This is a genomic window from Limnoglobus roseus (genome assembly GCF_008254045.1).
GTDB classification, from domain to species: domain Bacteria; phylum Planctomycetota; class Planctomycetia; order Gemmatales; family Gemmataceae; genus Limnoglobus; species Limnoglobus roseus.
In genome coordinates this window covers 2,820,050-2,838,414 of sequence record NZ_CP042425.1, presented here as the reverse complement: position 1 = coordinate 2,838,414, position 18,365 = coordinate 2,820,050, and the positions used below count along the sequence as shown (strand labels likewise).

The window sequence follows — 18,365 nt, the reverse complement described above, 5'->3', positions numbered from 1 at the left end:
CGTACCCGCCGGACCGGTGTGGGGCAAGGACGATGTGCGGGGCAGCGGTTCGTGTCTGGCCGAGCAAGAGGTCAACGAGGCAGAGAGTCCGGTGAAAGGTGACGTGTCAGGGCGGTGGCGAGGTATAACCCGAGCGTCAGCCCCGAGTTTTCCGGCCCTGCGACCCATTCAGTGTACCGATAGACGGTCGAAACCGGACCGTCACCGCGGATGAGTGCCGCCCCGCATCCCTGCTCGTGAATGAACAGGATGATATCCGTGGGGCCGGGCGACCACCCCGACTCGGCGAACAGTTCGGCCGCTTCAGCTCGCAACCGGCCGATCTGTGAGGGGTGGTCAAGTCCGCGGGGGAACAGCCATCCGAGCGACCCACCGGCGGCCCGGAGCAGGCGTCGGAAGTCTGGGGCGAACGGCACCCCGCATGCCGCCTCACATCCGTCGATCTCGTCGTCCGTCAGGCCGGCGCACCGCGGCAATACTTCCAGAAGCGAGAACGCATCCTCGGAAGTAACTAAGCGGATCATTCACCCTCTCCCATCACCTGCCCAGCCTGACATCATGCGGTTTTCGACCGGCAGCGTTACAGAGAGAGCAACCGGTCAATGAGAAGGTGGATCCGGCAAACTGACTGGTTCGGCATCAAACCCCATGATGCGGTCGAATGCCGTCAAGTACCAGTCGCCAACCTCCGGATGATCTCTCGCCAGCCGCTCGAAGTACATCAGCGCCCACGACCATGAATACTCCGGGGCGACCGCCATCCTCGGTAGGTTGTGGAAGGCGTCGGCCAAGGCGAACACGACCACCGGCTGATCGCAGAAGGAACGGATTGCGGTGAAGGCGTCTGCTGTTAAGTCGATCAACTGGCGGTACTGTTCGGGTGTGGGCAGCCGGCCATCAAGACACTCGGCGTGCCGCCGGCGTCGCTCACTCACGGTAACCCCTCGCAGTAGTCGGCGAATCAGCGACAGCCACACCATGCGCCCTCCGCCCTCCGCCGCCCAACTTGTACGGGGCAATACCTCAAGCTTAGCGACCATAGCAAATGGTCGCAATAACCGACCCGGCCCGCGTGTTGCTGAGTGGGCACCTGTCAGGATACGGGCAGCCCGGGCAGCGACGGGATCGGTGATGGGGCTCACACCTCGATCTTGCCCCATGTGAACCCGGTGCGCCAGTCCGCTCTGCCAGAGAGGTACGACCGGAACGCCGCTTGGACCTGATCGAGCGTGACCAACCCCACGGCCCGGAACTGGCGACCCCGCTCCCGGTACTCCAGGACCCACGGGTCCGAGCCGTGGGTGTCGATGAACGCTTCACACGCCGGACCGGGCTGCCAATCGCTCCCGGCTTGGATGAACGACTTGCTCGACTTGCTGAGGACGGCGAACTTGCCGAACGAGTCCGACGACAACACCTCTTCCAAGGTCGCCGCGTCCACGGCAGGCATGTCGCCCATCTCTTCGGTGGTCAGCGTCATCCAGTCGAGCCCTCTTATGATGTCAGGACAGCACCAAACGACTCATTCGACCGCGACAAGGGACGTGCGTCAAGCTCCCGCCCCTTACCCCTTCCCGAGCACGCCGTCCACGACCCAGCACCCGCGTACGTGCGGCCCGTCGCCCCGGCAGTGGCCGAGGATGTCCGCGTCCTCGCACCCGGCGTCTTGCAGCGCGTCGGCGAGGATCGGCAGCCGGTCGAAGGCACGCTCGTCGTAAATGGCTTGGGCAATCTTGGCGAGCTTCTTCGTCCGACAGGCGGCACCAATGGTAATCGGCCGAAAGGGATTGCCGAAAATGCACCGGGTAGCGGCACACTGCCAACCCAGTTCCGCGTGCCACGAGTGACCCTCTCGGTTCATGGCTTCCGCGGCATCCTCCCAGATCGGAGCGTCCGTCGCCGGGCCGCCGACCGGTTCGCCTTCCCCATCAGCCCCGCCGGCCGCGGGCACGGTCCACCCTCGAACCGCTCGGCCGGCCGCCCACACGCTCACGGCAGAGCCGAAACACTCGTAACGGTTCCGGGGCCGGTTGTACTTCCGAACCTTCACCATGACGGCCCGGGCGCCCGCTTCTGCGGCCGCGAGTTCGGCTTTCGTGGCCGCCCCGTCGGCGAACCGCTCGGCGACTTCGATGGCGGCCCGGCTCCGGTCGTCGCGGAGGGCCCGCCAAATATGCCGTCCCATGGCGCACCCGAGTAGCCGCCGTTTCCGGTCGATCGTCGTCCCCCGATGTGCCCGAACAGGGCCATCGGTGAGCCGCACGTGAGCCACTCCGTTTCCGTCATCATCCGCCCCCCCGTGACTTCGCTCACGGCGACCGACCAGCAACCCGCGCCACACGGGACCACGTGAGAAACGATCAGGTGGGCGATGACCGAGATTGTTTCACCTTCGTCGGATCGAGACTCTCGCCGAGGACGGCAATCGCATGCGCCTCGATCTGCCGGACCCGCTCCCGCGTCAGGCCGACGTGCCGACCGATCTCCCTGAGCGTCATCGGCTCCCGACCGCCGAGTCCGTACCGCAGCCGCAGGACGGTAACCTCCCGCTCCTCAAGGCGGCCGAGTAACTCGGTCAGGGGGGTCAAATCGGCGGTCGCCTGCATCGCCTCGTCCGGCGCGTCCGCCCGCTAGTCCGCCACCGTTTCGGTGGCCGCCGTCCCGTCCTCGTCCGCCGCCCCGGCCGCCTGGGTCCGCCCGACGCGGACAGCGTCGGTGACCATCTGTATCTGCTTCGGGGACATGTCGAGTCGGTCGGCAATTTCCTCGCGGGTCGCCGGCCGGCCCAACTCCTCGGCCATGGCCTGGGACGTTCGCCCCCACTGACTGAGTAACGACGACAGGTACGCCGGCACGCGGATCGTCCGGCCGGTGTTGATGATCCCCTGCCGAATGCTCTGGTTGATCCAGTACGCCGCATACGTGCTGAACCGCGTGTTCATGTTCGGGTCGTACCCTTCGGCCGCCCGGAGCAGGCCCATGTTCCCCTCGGACACCAAGTCCTCGATCGACACGCCCTTGCCGACGTACCCGCGGGCGATGTTGACGACGAGCCGTAGGTTGGCGCGGACCAGGCGTTCCCGGGCCTCCACGTCCCCGGCGAGGACGCGGTCGGCGCGCGCCTTCTCGTCGGCGCGCGAGAGGAGCGGGGTCCGGGGCGTCTCGGTGAGGTAGTGGCCGAACGACGACAGGGCACGAGCGGTGGGGGCCATGGCGACCTCAGTACGGATAGTTGCGGAGTCGGTCGAATGGAGCCGGGCTAAGTGTCATTCTGCAAGACGGCGACCGGGAGAACAAGTTCGAGCGTCCCGACAACACATTCTCGTGTGCGGGAACCGATCGCAGGGGCAAATCCCCAGCAACCTCCCCGCACTTTCCGGTCCGTTCCCGTCGGGTGCCGATCATCTTCGTGTTGCACGGCGACGAGAGTGACCTATGCTTCACCCTCTTGACCGAATCCGGAGTCGGACGTGGGAATGATGTCTGCCGAAGATGAGAATCGTTTGAATCGCGAGTCATCGCGGGTGTGGGACGAGTTCTGCGGCAGGGTGGCCGGCCTTGCCACCCTTGAAGAAGCGAGTGCCTTTCTCGCCAAGATGCCACCTCGGACGTCGCCGGACTTCGGCTTTCACGTCAACTTCGCGAACTTCCTGCTCATGCTCGCCGCCCCAAAGTCCGCGACTACGGCCGAAAGGGATCTCTACGCCCAATTCATCGAGAGGGTTGATGCTGCGGGCCGGATGAAGCGGAGTACGGCTGCGAAAATCATCGCCGCATTGCGCCGCCCGATCACGAGTTAGACCTCTCAGCCCGTTCGGGCGCGCCCGACGACTGGGACGGCCGCTCCCCGTACCTGCTCCGGGACGGCGTCATCCGCGTGTTCGGGCACGCGATCCGCGTGTACCTGATCTCCGACGGCACCAGTCTGGCGAACGCCGAGGACTACTTCGCCGCCGCGGAGCACCTCGGCCCGCACCAGCCGCTTGCCCTCCCGCCGCCGGCGCGTTAGCGTGACACGGCCCGCCCCTGAGGACGCCTCATGTCTCGCGCGCTCGTGGTCCTGTTCGCCGCGGCCCCGCTCGTGATAGCCGCGCCGGTGCCGAAAAAGGCGGAGGCGATGCTCTACTTCCCCACGGCGATCGGGGCCAAGTGGGTGTACGAACGACCCGACGGCCAGGGAGAGGAAGCGGTCGAAGTCTCGGAAGTCGAGAAGGGTGACGGTGGGTGGGTCGTCACCCGCAAGCGGTCGGACGGCGTCGCGACGGCGTACCTGCCCGTGACCGTGTCGGCGGCCGGGCTGACCCAACCGCGGCCCACGTCCGGCGAGGGCGGCCCGGTGTGCCTGGTGAAGGCGGGGGCGAAGGCCGGGGACACGTGGGACGTGCCCGACGGGAAGCGGACACTCGTCGGGATGGAGCGTGTGACGGTTCCCGCCGGAACTTACACGGCTGCCAAGGTGTCGTGGGTCGCGACCGCGGATGGAGAGCGGATCACTCAATGGTACGCCCCCGGCGTCGGCGAGGTGAAGAAGGTGCGGACGGCGGCCGACGGGACGGAGACAATTTTGCGAACGCTTAAGTCCTTCACGCCGGGCAAGTGAAGGCCAACTTGGCCGGATGCCTGGCCGAGCAAGCGGTCAATCCCTGGGGGATCCGAGGTTGCGCAGAGGGCGTCAAGCCTCGTCCCTTCCGTAGAGTAGATCGCGCCCACGATGGCCGCGTCGCAGCGATCTTGGCAACGGACCTCGACTCGCCGTCCGTTGCCCGGGTGCACCACCTTCCCTTCGCCGGGGAATGGCCAGATGGCTTCCGACCCACAGGTCAGGCAGCGGGCCGAGGACTTCCGGCGGCGACGCCAATTCAAACGCATTTCCAACTCGTCGACCTCCCGCTCGACGGGCATGCCCAATGCCCGGAGCATATCGCACCGTTGCCCGATGCCCGTTTGCAATTCTGACAATTCCACCTCTAACTCGGGCAAAGGTCTTAGCTACTCGGCCGGCACGATTCGCCGGCACACCTCACACCATGCCGCTTGCTCCTCGACCGCCTGCGTGCAGCCGTCCGACGTGCGATAGCTGCGACCCGTGCAGAGGAGCAATTCTTCTCGCCCCACTCCGTCGAGGTAGTTCAACTCGAAGACGAACGGCACGGACCCTTCCTCCCGATCAAGTCAATCTGATGCGATCCGCGAATCCGCCCAAGAACCTGTGCAGCCTGCGTCGCGATGGCTGAGTGGGCACACGGTTTCGATGGGACCAGGCCGGGCGATGTACCAGCGTCGAAACCGGCATCTCAGGTTACGGCCTCTCCACCGTGATAGACAAATTACGTACGTACAGCATGCCGTCCGATGTGACCTGAGTGGTGTCGATGTTGGCCCGGAGGGGCGTTCCTTCCTTTCGCTCGACCGCCAGGCTGGCGACTTTCCATTCCCCGTCGGTTCCATCGAGTTCCTTGCGGGCGTGGATATTGTGCTTCGGATCGAGCCACGCGATGGACGAGCCAGGCTTGCCGCGTACTAGGTACTCGATGTGCAGAGCGTATCGGCGGCCGACTTGCAACCCGCCGGGCAACTCTTCAGCCTTGATCGAGAGCTGAGCCGTACCGGGGGCGATGCGGCTGGCCAATCCGAATGCCGGTTTGCCATCGATGGTGTCGATTCGAAACTCTCCGCCACCGTTTGGGTCGTAGCACCCGGCCCACACGCCCTTGGGGAGGATGCCACGCGGTAGCATATTGGAAGTATTGGGTTTCCAGATGTACTGGAATTTTTTCGCTTCCACGAAGGTGCTGGCAAATACCACCTGAAGGGCGGGCACCGGGGTCGGCGTTGTGGACTGCGCGGGCCGACCCACAACATCTGGGACAACGACGCCGGAATCGGGCGTGGTGCTGGCGGGTGCCTTCGCCGCAACGTGCGGTTCGGGAATTCGCTCCGGGACGACCGGCGGGCGAACGTCTCGCGCCGTCAGCAGATATGCCCCGGTGCCCAGAATCAAGGTTGCCCCGGCCAGGACGGTGCCCCCGATGGTAAGGATGTTCCACTTCGACTGCTCGTTCGGTTTGTCCTCTCCTCTGTCGACGTCGGCCTGCGGACGGGCATCGGGTTTCAAGCATTTCCGCAGGGCGAATTTCCGGATCGCCTCCAACATCTCCTTCATATCCTTGCTGGCGACCGGAAACGTCTCGATCAGGGCCCGCTTCTCGCGCGCGACGGATTCGACCCAACGGGCGCGTGACCCGGATTGGGCGGCCAAGAGCTCGAACCGCTTCAGGGGCAGCCCGAGGAACTTGCACGCGCGTGCCACGTCCAACGTCTGCGGGTCGAACTCGCGGACCTGCTTGACGGTCATGCCGAAATTCTCGGCCAGTTGCCGGTCCGCCTCCGGATCGCCCTCGTCACCCATGGCGTCGGCGGCAGCGGTGTCTCGCATCATGGGAATTCGTCCTATGTCTGCCGTTGATTTCGAACGACTCACCACCGGGGTGGTGAGGGCCGAGAGGTCATTCGACCACACTCGATCCCGGCGAACTTGGTCGAACCACACCATCTCATGGGCAGCCAGCCGTCTGAAGATATCCGGCCACCCGTCATCACGCAACGACCAAATTCCATCCCACGGCCGACGCCATGCGGCCGACAGTGTCGAGGTGAGATTCGCCGATGCTCCCCCCGCTCCGTTCAACCCTTCCCGAGCACCCCGTCGACGACCCAGCACCCACGGACGTGCGGCCCGTCGCCGCGGCAGTGCGCGAGGATGCCGGCGTCCTCGCACCCGGCGTCTTGCAGCGCGTCCGCGAGAATGGGCAGGCGGTCGAACGCGCGGTCGGCGTAGATACCTTCCGCGAGGCCGAGAGCGGCGTTCGTGAGCCAGGACGGGGAGAGCATCACCGGCCGGAACGGGTTGCCGAAGATGTCGCGGAGGGTGTTTGGCGCGAGGACTAGCAATTCCGAATGTCGAGTGCAACGCTTTAATCGGCCGATCAGCATCGGCGTGTGACAGTAGGCGGCTTCTGCGAACAGTTCCAACCGATCATACTCCTCAGATTTTCTGTCAGCCCATGCGAACCCCCTCCGTCCGAAGAGTCGGCGTCGGGCCTGAGCGAACACGTCGCACGCCATTGAATACGCCCGGCCCAACTCGCGTTCGGAAACGAGGCCGTCGGCGTACAGTTCGGCGGCACGCGACCGCTTCGATGGGACGCGGTCCCACACGGAGCGGCAAAAGCCACAGAGGAAGAGTCGGAGCTTTCGGTCCGATGCGAGGCCCTTGAGGTGGTCAAGCATTGGTTTTGGATCGCCCGCCAGCGACCAATCATCCTCCGTCATCGCCTGCCCTCCGTGAAGCGATGATAACCAGACGCTCACCTCGGATCGAGTGATTTGCGGCCAGGGCGAAAGCTGCCCCTTTTATGCCGAGCCTGCCCCCTCTAATCGGCGTCTAGAAGAGTAAAAGGGTAAGGCCGCGCATCGGCCCGGCGGAGCGGTCCAGAGGTCGAGCCGCTATCGCACCGCCGGGCGGAGGCGATCGGCGGCGGCCCTCGCCTCGTGCGTCAGCCGGGCGTCGGCCGCCCCGGCGGCGAGCGCGTCGAGGACCGCCAAGGCTTCCCGCGTGGCGGTCCGCTCGACGGCCGTCACGGCCCGCACGCCCGGCACGTCGGCGGCGGTCGGGGTGACGCGAGTCCGCCGGTCGGCGTACGCGGCGAGTACCCGCTCCGCCCGATCCCGCTGTTCGACCGAGGGCGTGGCCGCGACCAACTTGCGGAGGGCCGGGGCTGCCGCCGGGCCGAGTTTGAGCAACTCCTTCTCGGCCGCGTCCCGGTCGGCGAAGGCCGCGGCGTCGAGGGCGGCCGCCGCATTCCCGACCGCCTCCGCGTCGGCGGCGGCCACCGGCGACACGTTCGCCCGCACGACCGTGACGGCCTGGCCCGGCCGGGCGGCCAAGTCCCACCCGGCCCGGTACGCCTTCGCCGGGTCGGTCCCGACGAGGTCCGCCCACCGGTGACCGATCTCGGCCGCGGCGAGCGGGGCCGCGGCCGGGCGGGCCGGCGGCGTGACGTCCCACAAGAGGACGGTGCCGTCCGCGTGGCCGGTGGCGAGCGTGCGGCCGTCCGGGGTCGCGTCCCAGGCGGTGACGAAGGCCCGCCCGTCGGCCGGCGCGCCGGCGGGGGCCGGGTGCCAGACGACCCGCTGGCCGCCGGCCAGGTCCCACACGCCGACGCCCGCCCGGTCGGCCGCGATCAGGCCGCGGCCGTCGGCCGTGAACCGGACCAAGCCCGTGGCCGCCGCCAGCCGGTCCAGTTTGGCCCCCGTCGCCACGTCCCAGACCGTCACGCCCGCGTGGCCCGCCGGGGTCCTGCCGTCGTCGGTCGGGGCCGCCGCCAGGCGGCCGTCGGGCGAGACGACGGGCAACCGCCGGCGGACTTCCCGGTTGTCGAGGGTCAGGGGAATCCTCGCCCCGGTGGTCGTGTCGAACAGGAAAGCATCGTAGGGCGTTTGCGACCCCGCGGCGAACCGCTGGTCCGGGGAGAGGGGGTAGCCGCCGACGCCCGGCATCAACCGCCGGCCGAGGTACTTGCCGGTCGCCACGTCCCACCGGGCGGCGGCGTAACCGGTGCTCCCATCGGCCGTGGGAACCATCACCACGCCCGCCGCCGTGCCGCCGTCGGGGGTGAGGCCGACGTGGGAGAGAAAGGCGTATTGCGGCGAACCTTCGGCCGCGTCTTGGAGGCGGATCGAGCGGGCGGTCGTCCCGCTGGCCGCGTCGACGACGGCGATCTCGCCGGGGCCGTTCGGGTCGTCCCGCCGGGCCAGGACGAACCGCCCGTCGGCGGTCGGCGTGGCCGGCACGACGTACCCCTGGCCGCCGCGCTCCAGAACCCGGCCGGCCCCGGTGGCCACGTCCCACGCCCGCAGCGTCATGTCGCTGCCGGTGGAGAACAGTTTCCGCCCGCCGGCCGCGAACCGCACGCTCCGGACCAGCCCCGAGTGGCCGTCGTCGCGGGTGTCCGGCCACACCGGCTTGCCGGTCGCCGCGTCCCACCGCTGGAGCGTTTCGCCGGCCGTGACGAGCGACTTGCCGTCCGGCGACGCGGCGATCGGGCCGTACCCGCCCGGCAACCGGCCGGCGAGCGTCCCGGCGGTCGCGTCCCAGACGATGCGCTCGGCACTGCTCGTCAGGGTCAGCGTCGTCCCATGCAGGCCGACGAGCGTCTCGTTCAGGCTGATCGGGAACCGGAGGTCGCCGAGGGCGCGGAGGTCGGGCAGTTTCAGCCCCGTGGCCGGGATTCCCGTCGCCGCGTCCCACGCCTGGACGCCGGTGCCGACCCCGGCCATTCCGACGAACGTTTTGCCGTCGTCCGACAGGCCGCACATCGGGAACCCGCCGTCGACCTGCCACACCCGCTTGCCGGCCGCCACGTCCCAGCACTCGGCCCCGCGGCCGTCCCGCTGGGTCGTGCGGGCCAGCACGACCCGCCGGCCGTCGGCGGTGGGGAAGATCGACCAGAACCGGTCGGCCGACTGGAACAGCACCTTGACCGTGCCCGCCCGGACGTCGAACGCCCGGACGGCGTACCGGCCGCCCGGGCCGTTTTGCGGGAAGTCGCACGTGACGAGGAGGCTCCCGTCGGCGGACAGGACAGCGTGCTCGGACCAGGCCGGCGGGTTCACCGGTACGTCCGCGAGGAGTTTGCCGTCGGCCAAGTCATAGAACCGCTGGCGGTCGAAGCCGCCCGACCGCGTGGCCAGTACCCGGCCGTCGCCCGACACGGCGTTCGCCACGTCCCGCGAGTACCCGCCCGCGCCGCCGGGGTAGTTCGCCCGCGAGTCGTCGATGCGGTAGTCGACCGGCAGGAACTTGGTGTCGACGAGAGCCCCGGTGGCCGCGTCCCAGGTGCGGACGGCCGGGCCGTCGCCGAACGCGCGGACCGCCTTGCCGTCCGGGGTGAACCACAGGCCGACCGCCCGCCCGTGCCGCTGGCGAACCGTGCCGAGTCGGGCGACGGCACCGGCCGGGAGCGGGTCGCCGGAGCGGTCCGCACGAGGGGCGGGCGTTGCCGCGGCCGCGGGCGGCGGGTCGGCCTTCGGCGGGTCGCCGCCGCCGAGGGCCACGGCCAGGCCGGACGCGAGAACGACGAGGCCGAGGGCGGCGAACGTCCCCAGGGCGGTCGGGGCGGCCGTCGCGAGCGAGGCGACGGCCGGCGGCAGCGGCCCCGCTCCGAGCAGGTCGACGGTTCTTCCGAAGAGGGCCGGCGGGACGACGGCCGTCGCGTCCGACGCCGCGAGGATTGTGAGGACGGTCGGCAGTGCGAGGCCGCGGCGGGCGAGGCCGGCCCGAAGCGGGCGCGGCCGCGTTCGAGTCGCCCCTTCAGCGCCCCCGGCGAACAGCCCAGGCGATGGGCCGCGTCGGCCTGCGACAGCCCGTCCAGGCAACACAGCACGACGGCGGCGCGGAACCGTTCCGGCAGGCGTGCGAGTTCCTCGTCGACGGCCGCGACGAGTTCCCGCCCGGTGATCTCGGCCAACGGGTCACCCCCCGGTCGGAGTGGCGCGGCCCGTTCGGTCGCCGCCTTGCGGGCGACCTTGCGGGCGGCCGTGCGGGCGGCCGTGCCGCGGGCCTTCAGCGACACGCGGACGACCGTGCCGTACAGCCACCCGGCGACGGCCCGGGGATCGCGGACCCGGCCGGCGTTCCGGGCCAGCGTGAGGAAGGCGGCCTGGAAAGCGTCCTCGGCCGCATGGTGTTCGCCGATCACCCGCCGGCAAACGCCGAGGACCATCGGCCCGTGCCGCTCGACGAGTGCGGCGAACGCCGCCCCGTCGCCGGCCGCCGCGAACCGGGCGAGGAGATCGGCGTCCGGGGTCGGGTCGCCGCCGACCACACGGGCGAGGCGAAGGGGTTTGGGCGAACCATCGCGGTCGGACCGAGCCATCGAACGCCCTCGGAATTCTCGTGCTACCATCCTACCGGTCGGCGAAAAGGATGTGAGAGAGTGCCCCGCGGGCGAAGAACCGCCCACGAATTTCCCAAATTCGCGACGACCGCCGTGTCACCCTCCCGATCCTCTGAACCCCGGCCGGACGGGCGAACGCGGGGCCCGCCGGACTCGGGACGATGCCGGACAAGGAACTCGCGGCGAAGATCGGCCGGAAGTGGAGCGCGGTGCGGGCGAAGCGGTCGGAGAAACAGGTGCCGGCGTGGGTGGGGTGACCGCCTTTCCACCCAATGACGCGCCGGCCCTCCGCCCGATCTCTTGACCCGCGGCCGCCGGTGAGGTCCAATGTCGTGCCGGTGTTATCATGCGCTGGCGCAGTCTAATGCTTTGTTCGGCGGCGGAGGGCTTCGCGGTGGGAAGCAAGTGGCGAGAACATGCGAAGCTCAAGGGCCGGTTCATGCCGGACCACCCAGACGACCTCCAGGTATTCGTTCACGACGGCGGGCCGCGCCTGTCCCGCAATCCGGCCGAGGCGGTGTGGGTCACCGTCACGGGCGTGGACGGCGAGGTGTTCCGCGGCCGTGTCCTGAACCAACCCCACAACCTGCGGAGCGTCCGCCAGGGCAGCGAGATCAAGTTCGTGGTCGCGGACGGGGCCGAGTTCCCCGTTATGGCTTCGGACAAGTACCTTCGAGAGCGTGAGGCGTGGGTCATCCACCCGTGCCGCAAGTGCGGCTTCTCGGAGTTGTTCGACGCCCCTTCGGACCTTATCCGGGCGGTATTCCCGGACACGCCGGCGGACGCCCAGATGAGCATGTTCACCAGCTTCTGCCCGTTGTGTGGCGGGGTGCAGGGCGTCGAGTCCAAGGGCAACCCCGCCCCCTCGGGCGGTGAGGCGGCTCTAGCACCGCAGGCGGCCGAACGTCCGTGGTGGCGGTTCTGGTAGCAAAGGCACCCCGGACCAGGCGATGTACCGGCCCCGGCCACATGAATTGTTTCTGGGACGGTAACAGTCACCGACTGCCGCCGGGCTGGTGAATGGGGTCGTTCTTTCAGAGTAGCCTTCCGATGGACGAAGCCGCACCAGAAGCACACATCGTCTACTGCCGGTCGCAGATGCTTCTCGACCGCCAGAAGTACGAGTCGTGGCGGGATGTGCAGGACGCCTACGACGACTACATGACCTCGCTCGGCCCGTGGTCCGCGGCGGAGATCATCGGGTTCCTCGAAGACGACTGGGGGGCGGACGACTCGCGGTGGCCGTTCACCCGGCAAGTCATCGCAGACTTCTTCCGCTCGGGCGAGTCGCTGCTGGCGTGTCCGGACGCCGACCCAGGCGCTGCACCGAACCCGACATCATCCTGACCTGTTGCTCTCTCTGGCAACGAAAACAACTCACGGTCTCGGTAGGAGGAGCGAGCGTTATGGAAGTAGTGCCGCTGACCGGCCGATGGGCCCGGCTCGTGCCGCTCGACGAAGCCCACCGCGAGCCATTGCGCCGAGCGGCCGGTGACGACCGCATCTGGGAGCACACCCTGACCCGCGCGTCCGGACCGGGGTTCGATCCGTGGTTTGACGACGCCCTCGCCGAGCGGGCGGCCGGGCGGCGGGTGCCATTCGCCGTGTGCCGGGCGGCCGACGGCCGGTGGGTGGGCAGCACCAGCTACCTGGACCTGGCCCCGCGGCACCGGCGCGTCGAGATCGGATCGACCTGGTATCACCCAGACGTTTGGGCCACGGCCGTCAACCCGGAGTCCAAGCTCCTGCTGCTGGCCCACGCCTTCGAGGCCTTCGGGGTCAACCGAGTCGCGCTCGTGACGGACGTCCTGAACGCCCGGTCGCAGGCGGCCATCGCCAAGCTCGGTGCTGTGCGGGAGGGCGTGCTACGGTCGCACATGATATCGCAAGGGGGACGGGTACGGGATAGCGTGATGTTCAGCATCGTGGCCGCGGAGTGGCCGTCGGTCCGGGCAGTCTTGCGATCGCGGCTGGAACAAGGCACTGGTTCTGTGCCTACCCCGAACCCTACGCCTGATTGACCGGTTGCTCGGCCAGACGCGCACATCGCCCCCTGTAGCGCCGACCCATCTGGAATGCGATTACTTCGCGTCTCCCGGCGCCTGCCGCCGCCCGCACTTTCACCCGGCCGGCGGCGAGGGCGGCTTGACTCGCGCCCTATGGCGACTTCCGCAACCGCACTTGCAGCACGATCTTCGCGGCTATCTGCTCGTAGTTGCCGGTCACCTTGCACCCCGACGACTTCGGCGAGTGGCTCGCCCCGGAGGCGAAGAAAGGGGATCTGGCGGAGTTGCTCGACGCCCGGCCGGCGGACATAATCGACAACTACGAGTGGGTTCACGGGCGTAGTTCGACCCGTACGCGGCCGTCGTGGGCCGTCGGGTGGATGACGAGCAAGTTCACCGAAAGGGTCGAGCCCCGATGGCACACGTCCGCCACCCCGCTTCGACGCCCGACGCCGCCCGGCGACTCGCGGAGTCGTTTGCGGACGCCCTGGACCGCGAGTTCCTCTACCGGCCGGCCAGCCTGACGCAGGCGGACGACGCGGTCAGCGGCTACCACCGGGATGGCCGGCCTCGGGATGCTCGACGCCCGGATGCAGGAGGCGGCCCGCGACGTGGCCGAGCGGGCCGGGTGCTACCTCGGGGAAGTGATCGTCCGGACCCTCGGCGGGCGGTGGGTGCCGGCCTCGCAGACCGTGCTGGCGGGGCCGTTGCGATCCGCCGGGTTGCCGCTCGCGGTGGAACTGCCGAACGGCCACTGCTGCAACCCCCTGGGCCGGCCGTTCAAGTTGCTGGAACACGGCCGCGAGGGAGAGAGCACGGCCGGCTTCTACGCGGGCGTCGAGTCACTGGCCCGCGAGCCGGCCGTCACGCCACCCCCGCGGCGTCCGTGGTGGCGGCTCTGGGGGTAGCAATGAACGTCACGCCGGAGGTGGCCCCCGAACTGGCCGCGGCGGGCGTCTGACAGAGGATCGCAGGTTCTTCAACCAACTTTTGAGGGCAGCGAGAATGAACGACGTGATCAACCGCCGGCAAATGCTCGGCCTTTCCGCGGGGATAGCAATGTCGTCGGTCCCGAGGCGGGCATCTGCGGCGGACGGGGCGAAGTACGAGTTGCGCGGGGTCCGCAAGATCTGGGACTCGGCCCCGCACAACGCCTTCACCGACCTCGCCCGGCGTGGGAAGGAATGGTTCTGCGTGTTCCGCGAAGGGAAAACGCACGTCTCGTCCGACGGCGCACTTCGGGTGCTGACCTCGAAGGATGGGGACGCCTGGGAGTCGGCCGCGCGGGTCACCTTCGACGGCGGGGACCTACGCGATGCCAAGGTCACCGTGACCCCGGCCGGCAAGCTGATGCTGTGCGGGGCGGTCGCCTACCCGAAGGGGGGTAAACACGGCCACCAGTCGCTCGCGTGGTTCTCGGACGACGGCCGAACGTGGTCCGCGGCCGTACCGGTGGGCGACCCGGACTACTGGCTGTGGCGTGTGACGTGGCAGAAGGGGGCGGCCTACGGGGTCGGCTATGGCACGGCCGACGGCACCACCCGGGGTACCGCCCGGCTGTACCGTAGCGGCGACGGCAAGACGTTCGAGGCGTGGGTGCCGGGCTTGTTCCAGGGCGGCTATCCGAACGAATCGTCACTCGTGTTCCGGGGCGATGAAACCGGCCTGTGCCTGCTACGGCGGGACGGGGCACCTTTAACAGGTCAGCTCGGAATATCGAAGCCGCCGTACAAGGAATGGACCTGGAAGGACACCGGCACCCGGATCGGCGGCCCGAGCCTCATGGAGCTCCCGAACGGCCGTCTCGTCGCCGTCGTGCGGCTCTACGACGGCAAAGTTCGGACCTCGGTCTGCACCCTGGACCCCTCCACCGGGACGGTGGGAGAAGTACTGCCCCTCCCGTCGGGCGGCGATTGCAGTTACGCCGGGCTGGTCTGGCACGGCGATCTGCTGTGGATCAGTTATTACTCCTCGCACGAGGGAAAAACGAGCATCTATCTGGCGAAAGTGGCGATCGGTTAGTGGTCGAGAATGGTTCGGGTTGCGGTCGGTCATCCGTGGTACTCTCCGGCCGGGACGTTCGCCGCGACTGATGAAGCAAAACCGACCGCGTTCATGAGACCACTGGCCTCACCGCCTGCCGATGCCCGCGGCAACAATCCGGCTCAAATCCGGTCCCCGCTCCGCAGGGGCTTTACCGTCGGCGATTACCCTGTGTGTGACCCCGCCCCGCGAGCCGACCCATGAGCAGCACCGCCATCCCGCCCGAACCGCCCGACGACGTCGACCCGCCGGAGGGCCACCCGGGCCCGAACCCCGACGACGCCGACGGCAACCGCCGCGGCCGGCCCACGAAACTGACCGCCAAGGTCGCCGAGGCGTTCGTCCAACTCATCCTGAACGGGCAGTTCCGCTCCACCGCCTGCGCCACCCTGAACGTCAGCCCCCGCACGTTCAAGCGGTGGATGACGTCGGGCCGCAAGTACCAGGCGAGCGTCTACGGCAACTTCTACCGGGCCGTCACCACCGCGAGGCCGAGGCGGAGGCGAAGGCCGTCGCCGAAGTCCTCGAAGCCGGCCGCAAACTGGACCCGAAGTACCTCGTCTGGTGGCTGGAACGGAAGCTCCCGCACCGCTGGGGCCGGGACCGCAGCGACCTTGTCGAGATCAAGAAGAAGCTCAAGGACCTGGAAGTTCAGATCGGCGAGGTGAAGGAAGACGCGAGCGGGGCCGAACAATCGACTCAGGACTGATTGCCTGCGGTGCGCCCGCACCCCGGCGGGTGTGATTTCGGCACTTTCGTCCACCGGAGCGGCACTTTCCAAGGTCAATTAGCCGAAATACCCCGTTCACGACCCGGCCGCCCCCGGACCGGCCGCGTGGTGGTGCGCCTGCTGGGCGGCGATCGCGGCGGCCGCCTGCTGGAGGAACGTCTGCGACGTCTGGCCGCGGACGGAGACGAGGGACGTCGGCGTGCCCCCGCCGTACCCGGCCATCCGGTTGTTCCACAGCACCCGGCCGGTCAGCGGGTCGAGGCAGTACAGGTACCCGTTCGTCGAGACGATGAGCCGGTCGCCGTCGAGCAGCAGGGTCACGTACCCGGACTTCATCTCGTCGCACGACCAGACGATGGCCCCGGTGTCCCGGTCCAGGGCCACGGCGTACCCGTTCAGGCCGACGAAAATCAGTTGGTCGATTTGCCGCACGGCGGAACCCTCCGGTGTGGTGACGATGGGGTATTCGAACGGCCCGGGAGCGCATTTCTTCGCCGAGCTGTCGATCCGACAATCTATCACATGATGTTGAGAATGTTCTTGCCACGGCCGTGGTGACTTGTTCCAATCTCTGCAAGTTGTACACCACGAACCGACAGCGAGGAAGCTGTGACCACCACTGAAGAAATTGCGCCCGCTCCGATCACCGACAACGATCCTCCGCCCCCCATCGCGGCGGCCTCTGAACCGGCCATCGATGCACCGACCATCGGCACGCCTGATACCGCGTCCCCCACCGAGTCAGGCGATCAGGACGCCCACGCGGCCGACGAGGGCGAATGGGAAGAGGTCGAGGTCGTCGAGTCCATTGACCTGACCGTTCCGGGTGGCGAACAAACGACAATGAAGGTCGCTCGCCTCCGGCGGAAGAAACGCCCCGTCCGAACGGACGCGGTGGAGTTGCGACTCCAAGGGCGCCGGGACGTGTGCAAGCGGATCGCCGACATTGCACCCCACATGCTCAAGCAGACGAAGCTCCGCCTACTGACGAGTTACCTCGACGCGAAGAAGCTCCCTATAGGGAAGGAGGACGAAGACCTTACGAAGTTTATCCTCGCCGAGGCGTCGAAGCTCGCGGATCGGAACCGGGTGCTGGATGCCATCAACACCCCGGGCACCGGGACCAACGACCTTAAGGCCGTCATCTTCGCCGTCTTGCTACAGGAGGAAACGCACTCGACACCCGAATACCGCCTGTACGAAAAGGTCGCGGAGTTCGAAAAGCTGCTCGTCAAGCGGGCCAAGGCCCTCGACCTGGCCGATTTGAAGAAAGCCGACCCCGATTGGTGGCACTGCCTCGACACGTACCAGGTCGTACTGGACGCCGCGTGGGGGAACGACGGGACCATATCCCCAGACGAGGCCCGGCTCCTCGGCGTGCTCCGGGCCCACTTCGGCATCTCGATGGAGGACCACTGGACGATCGGGGCCCTGCTCAAGCGGTTCCCCAAGGCGAAATGCGTCCTCCACAGCCCCGACGAGATCAACGAGGCCCGTAAGGAACTCCAGCGGCTGGGCCTGTTGTGGAACTACAAGAACGACGACGACCAGAACATCGACGTCATCCCGGCCGAGATCGCGGCCGTGATCCGCCGCGAGTACGCCGGGCAGGAGTTGCAGACGGTCAATTTCCGCCGCCTGGCGTCTCACGACGCCATCCTTGCGTCCGAGTTGCGGGCCGTCAACCACCGGGCCGGCGGCGAGCGGGCGGGGAACAAGGCCGAGCTTATCGAGCGGGTCGTCGCCAGTGGGGCAAAGCCGTCCGAACTCCTGAACGCCCTGGACAAGGAAAAACTCTCGGCCATGTGCGGCGGGTTCGGGCTGAAGACGAGCGGGGCGAAAGCCGAACTGATCAGCCGGCTGATCGAGTTTTACGACGACCTCACGTTCGAAGCCCGCGAGACGAAGGACCCCCGCGAGGTGTGGTACGCCAACTACGAACTGTTGGCCGGCCGCGCGTACGCCGAACTCCGGGCCAAGAAGGTCATTACCAAGGACCTGGACATCGAGCACCAGTTCGAGGACGCGACCGCGTTCCTGTTCGACGTTCGCCTCCGCGTCCCGTGCGACATGACCCGCAAGGACAACAAGGCCGACGGCCGGCTCGCCCTCGAGGGCGGACAGACCCTCCTTCTCGACTGCAAGTCGGCCGAGGGGCCGGTGAACCTCCAGGACTACCTCGACGGCCAGTTCGACGGGTATCTGCGGAAGGAACAGGCAGCCGGGAAGAACCCCATCGGATTCCTCGTGATCGCGCCGGCGTTCACCCCGCAGTCGATCAACCTCGCGTACAAGTACAAGGCCCGGACGAACTGGGACATCGCCCTCATTACGGCTGAAGGGCTGAGGTACCTGGCCGATCGGTGGGCCGCGGCCGAGCCGGAGAAGGCATTCCCGGTACGACTGCTGAACTGTACGGCGGTGATCGACAAGGATAGGGCCGAGGTGCTGTTGAGTTTAGCGTGACGTGTAAACCCCGCAGAGGTGAGTACGCGCCCGTGCGTCCCGGTCAACGGGCACGTACTCACCTTTCGGCCGATGGTGCCGGAGATCGCTACCATCTCCTGCACGAGAATCACTTGTAAATGAGGGTTTTCCGACACTGTTGCCGGAGATGTTTCCCCTTGC

Annotated in this window: 24 protein-coding genes; 10 read left to right on the top strand and 14 right to left on the bottom strand. The window is 67.9% G+C overall.

What is annotated here, in order from left to right:
• Window positions 1–71: 71 nt before the first annotated feature.
• The 6 genes from PX52LOC_RS11875 to PX52LOC_RS11855 form a co-directional block, all read right to left on the bottom strand.
• Window positions 72–524 carry an SMI1/KNR4 family protein gene (locus tag PX52LOC_RS11875; RefSeq protein WP_149110299.1) on the bottom strand — a complete coding sequence of 151 codons (453 nt, stop codon included), beginning with the start codon at window positions 522–524 and terminating at the stop codon, window positions 72–74.
• Between the two features lie 75 nt (window positions 525–599).
• Complete coding sequence (locus tag PX52LOC_RS11870) at window positions 600–935, bottom strand: hypothetical protein (protein ID WP_149110298.1); 336 nt, start codon at window positions 933–935, stop codon at window positions 600–602.
• Window positions 936–1,138: 203 nt separating this feature from the next.
• On the bottom strand, window positions 1,139–1,480 hold the full coding sequence (locus tag PX52LOC_RS11865) for a hypothetical protein (RefSeq protein WP_149110297.1): 342 nt from the start codon (window positions 1,478–1,480) through the stop codon (window positions 1,139–1,141).
• Between the two features lie 84 nt (window positions 1,481–1,564).
• Window positions 1,565–2,185: a hypothetical protein gene (locus PX52LOC_RS42440; RefSeq protein ID WP_246173702.1), complete on the bottom strand. Its 621-nt coding sequence runs from the start codon at window positions 2,183–2,185 to the stop codon at window positions 1,565–1,567.
• Window positions 2,186–2,360: 175 nt separating this feature from the next.
• Window positions 2,361–2,606 (bottom strand): sigma factor-like helix-turn-helix DNA-binding protein, encoded by a 246-nt coding sequence (locus tag PX52LOC_RS41940; protein ID WP_218575339.1) that lies wholly within the window; start codon window positions 2,604–2,606, stop codon window positions 2,361–2,363.
• Window positions 2,607–2,630: 24 nt separating this feature from the next.
• Complete coding sequence (locus tag PX52LOC_RS11855) at window positions 2,631–3,212, bottom strand: sigma-70 family RNA polymerase sigma factor (RefSeq protein WP_218575337.1); 582 nt, start codon at window positions 3,210–3,212, stop codon at window positions 2,631–2,633.
• 264 nt (window positions 3,213–3,476) lie between these two features.
• Here PX52LOC_RS11855 and PX52LOC_RS11850 point away from each other — a divergent pair, with 264 nt between their 5' ends.
• The 3 genes from PX52LOC_RS11850 (at window position 3,477) to PX52LOC_RS11845 (ending at window position 4,600) form a co-directional block, all read left to right on the top strand.
• Window positions 3,477–3,800 (top strand): hypothetical protein, encoded by a 324-nt coding sequence (locus PX52LOC_RS11850; protein WP_149110296.1) that lies wholly within the window; start codon window positions 3,477–3,479, stop codon window positions 3,798–3,800.
• A gap of 77 nt (window positions 3,801–3,877) precedes the next feature.
• Window positions 3,878–4,009: a hypothetical protein gene (locus PX52LOC_RS43285; protein WP_261368395.1), complete on the top strand. Its 132-nt coding sequence runs from the start codon at window positions 3,878–3,880 to the stop codon at window positions 4,007–4,009.
• A gap of 30 nt (window positions 4,010–4,039) precedes the next feature.
• Window positions 4,040–4,600, top strand: a complete 561-nt coding sequence (locus tag PX52LOC_RS11845; RefSeq protein WP_149110295.1) for a TapB family protein — start codon at window positions 4,040–4,042, stop codon at window positions 4,598–4,600.
• 389 nt (window positions 4,601–4,989) lie between these two features.
• Here the strand turns inward: PX52LOC_RS11845 and PX52LOC_RS40410 are convergent, their stop codons facing one another.
• The 5 genes from PX52LOC_RS40410 to PX52LOC_RS43815 form a co-directional block, all read right to left on the bottom strand.
• A complete protein-coding gene (locus PX52LOC_RS40410; RefSeq protein ID WP_168218932.1) occupies window positions 4,990–5,151 on the bottom strand; it encodes a hypothetical protein in 162 nt (53 codons plus the stop codon).
• Between the two features lie 148 nt (window positions 5,152–5,299).
• The gene (locus tag PX52LOC_RS11840) at window positions 5,300–6,604 is read right to left on the bottom strand and encodes a hypothetical protein (protein ID WP_149110294.1); all 1,305 of its coding nucleotides are present in this window, start codon (window positions 6,602–6,604) and stop codon (window positions 5,300–5,302) included.
• An 80-nt stretch (window positions 6,605–6,684) separates the two neighbouring features.
• Window positions 6,685–7,332, bottom strand: coding sequence for a hypothetical protein (locus PX52LOC_RS42435; RefSeq protein WP_246173701.1), 648 nt, complete (start codon window positions 7,330–7,332; stop codon window positions 6,685–6,687).
• Window positions 7,333–7,506: 174 nt separating this feature from the next.
• Window positions 7,507–9,339 (bottom strand): WD40 repeat domain-containing protein, encoded by a 1,833-nt coding sequence (locus tag PX52LOC_RS43820; protein ID WP_390637536.1) that lies wholly within the window; start codon window positions 9,337–9,339, stop codon window positions 7,507–7,509.
• Between the two features lie 332 nt (window positions 9,340–9,671).
• Entirely contained in the window at window positions 9,672–10,937 is a 1,266-nt protein-coding gene (locus PX52LOC_RS43815) for an RNA polymerase sigma factor (RefSeq protein WP_168218931.1), read from the bottom strand.
• 460 nt (window positions 10,938–11,397) lie between these two features.
• Here PX52LOC_RS43815 and PX52LOC_RS11825 point away from each other — a divergent pair, with 460 nt between their 5' ends.
• The 3 genes from PX52LOC_RS11825 to PX52LOC_RS11815 all read left to right on the top strand — a co-directional run bounded on the left by PX52LOC_RS11825 (window position 11,398) and on the right by PX52LOC_RS11815 (window position 12,979).
• Window positions 11,398–11,886: a DUF2314 domain-containing protein gene (locus tag PX52LOC_RS11825; protein ID WP_168218930.1), complete on the top strand. Its 489-nt coding sequence runs from the start codon at window positions 11,398–11,400 to the stop codon at window positions 11,884–11,886.
• A 122-nt stretch (window positions 11,887–12,008) separates the two neighbouring features.
• Window positions 12,009–12,305 carry a hypothetical protein gene (locus PX52LOC_RS11820; protein ID WP_149110291.1) on the top strand — a complete coding sequence of 99 codons (297 nt, stop codon included), beginning with the start codon at window positions 12,009–12,011 and terminating at the stop codon, window positions 12,303–12,305.
• Between the two features lie 59 nt (window positions 12,306–12,364).
• Window positions 12,365–12,979 (top strand): GNAT family N-acetyltransferase, encoded by a 615-nt coding sequence (locus tag PX52LOC_RS11815; protein ID WP_149110290.1) that lies wholly within the window; start codon window positions 12,365–12,367, stop codon window positions 12,977–12,979.
• A 136-nt stretch (window positions 12,980–13,115) separates the two neighbouring features.
• Here the strand turns inward: PX52LOC_RS11815 and PX52LOC_RS40405 are convergent, their stop codons facing one another.
• Complete coding sequence (locus PX52LOC_RS40405; protein ID WP_168218929.1) at window positions 13,116–13,274, bottom strand: hypothetical protein; 159 nt, start codon at window positions 13,272–13,274, stop codon at window positions 13,116–13,118.
• A gap of 21 nt (window positions 13,275–13,295) precedes the next feature.
• The gene (locus tag PX52LOC_RS11810; RefSeq protein WP_149110289.1) at window positions 13,296–13,520 is read right to left on the bottom strand and encodes a hypothetical protein; all 225 of its coding nucleotides are present in this window, start codon (window positions 13,518–13,520) and stop codon (window positions 13,296–13,298) included.
• Between the two features lie 4 nt (window positions 13,521–13,524).
• Here PX52LOC_RS11810 and PX52LOC_RS11805 point away from each other — a divergent pair, with 4 nt between their 5' ends.
• The 3 genes from PX52LOC_RS11805 (at window position 13,525) to PX52LOC_RS11795 (ending at window position 15,716) form a co-directional block, all read left to right on the top strand.
• Complete coding sequence (locus PX52LOC_RS11805; RefSeq protein WP_149110288.1) at window positions 13,525–13,872, top strand: hypothetical protein; 348 nt, start codon at window positions 13,525–13,527, stop codon at window positions 13,870–13,872.
• A 97-nt stretch (window positions 13,873–13,969) separates the two neighbouring features.
• Complete coding sequence (locus tag PX52LOC_RS11800; RefSeq protein ID WP_218575336.1) at window positions 13,970–14,986, top strand: hypothetical protein; 1,017 nt, start codon at window positions 13,970–13,972, stop codon at window positions 14,984–14,986.
• Between the two features lie 439 nt (window positions 14,987–15,425).
• Window positions 15,426–15,716 carry a hypothetical protein gene (locus PX52LOC_RS11795; protein ID WP_149110287.1) on the top strand — a complete coding sequence of 97 codons (291 nt, stop codon included), beginning with the start codon at window positions 15,426–15,428 and terminating at the stop codon, window positions 15,714–15,716.
• Between the two features lie 96 nt (window positions 15,717–15,812).
• On the opposite strand, the gene PX52LOC_RS40400 is transcribed toward PX52LOC_RS11795, so the two are convergent.
• Window positions 15,813–16,169 carry an outer membrane protein assembly factor BamB family protein gene (locus tag PX52LOC_RS40400; protein ID WP_168218928.1) on the bottom strand — a complete coding sequence of 119 codons (357 nt, stop codon included), beginning with the start codon at window positions 16,167–16,169 and terminating at the stop codon, window positions 15,813–15,815.
• A 177-nt stretch (window positions 16,170–16,346) separates the two neighbouring features.
• Between PX52LOC_RS40400 and PX52LOC_RS11785 the strand changes: the two genes are divergently transcribed.
• Window positions 16,347–18,203, top strand: coding sequence for an SAP domain-containing protein (locus tag PX52LOC_RS11785; protein WP_149110285.1), 1,857 nt, complete (start codon window positions 16,347–16,349; stop codon window positions 18,201–18,203).
• Window positions 18,204–18,365: the final 162 nt, after the last annotated feature.

Excerpts from the sequence above, each read along its gene's own strand:
- PX52LOC_RS11875 (WP_149110299.1), bottom strand. The coding sequence starts at position 524 with ATGATCCGCTTAGTTACTTCCGAGGATGCGTTCTCGCTTCTGGAAGTA.
- PX52LOC_RS11865 (WP_149110297.1), bottom strand. The coding sequence starts at position 1,480 with ATGACGCTGACCACCGAAGAGATGGGCGACATGCCTGCCGTGGACGCG.
- PX52LOC_RS42440 (WP_246173702.1), bottom strand. The coding sequence starts at position 2,185 with ATGGGACGGCATATTTGGCGGGCCCTCCGCGACGACCGGAGCCGGGCC.
- PX52LOC_RS41940 (WP_218575339.1), bottom strand. The coding sequence starts at position 2,606 with ATGCAGGCGACCGCCGATTTGACCCCCCTGACCGAGTTACTCGGCCGC.
- PX52LOC_RS11855 (WP_218575337.1), bottom strand. The coding sequence starts at position 3,212 with ATGGCCCCCACCGCTCGTGCCCTGTCGTCGTTCGGCCACTACCTCACC.
- PX52LOC_RS11850 (WP_149110296.1), top strand. The coding sequence starts at position 3,477 with ATGATGTCTGCCGAAGATGAGAATCGTTTGAATCGCGAGTCATCGCGG.
- PX52LOC_RS11845 (WP_149110295.1), top strand. The coding sequence starts at position 4,040 with ATGTCTCGCGCGCTCGTGGTCCTGTTCGCCGCGGCCCCGCTCGTGATA.
- PX52LOC_RS42435 (WP_246173701.1), bottom strand. The coding sequence starts at position 7,332 with ATGACGGAGGATGATTGGTCGCTGGCGGGCGATCCAAAACCAATGCTT.
- PX52LOC_RS43820 (WP_390637536.1), bottom strand. The coding sequence starts at position 9,339 with ATGGCCGGGGTCGGCACCGGCGTCCAGGCGTGGGACGCGGCGACGGGA.
- PX52LOC_RS43815 (WP_168218931.1), bottom strand. The coding sequence starts at position 10,937 with ATGGCTCGGTCCGACCGCGATGGTTCGCCCAAACCCCTTCGCCTCGCC.
- PX52LOC_RS11825 (WP_168218930.1), top strand. The coding sequence starts at position 11,398 with ATGCCGGACCACCCAGACGACCTCCAGGTATTCGTTCACGACGGCGGG.
- PX52LOC_RS11820 (WP_149110291.1), top strand. The coding sequence starts at position 12,009 with ATGGACGAAGCCGCACCAGAAGCACACATCGTCTACTGCCGGTCGCAG.
- PX52LOC_RS11815 (WP_149110290.1), top strand. The coding sequence starts at position 12,365 with ATGGAAGTAGTGCCGCTGACCGGCCGATGGGCCCGGCTCGTGCCGCTC.
- PX52LOC_RS40405 (WP_168218929.1), bottom strand. The coding sequence starts at position 13,274 with ATGTCCGCCGGCCGGGCGTCGAGCAACTCCGCCAGATCCCCTTTCTTC.
- PX52LOC_RS11805 (WP_149110288.1), top strand. The coding sequence starts at position 13,525 with ATGGCCGGCCTCGGGATGCTCGACGCCCGGATGCAGGAGGCGGCCCGC.
- PX52LOC_RS11800 (WP_218575336.1), top strand. The coding sequence starts at position 13,970 with ATGAACGACGTGATCAACCGCCGGCAAATGCTCGGCCTTTCCGCGGGG.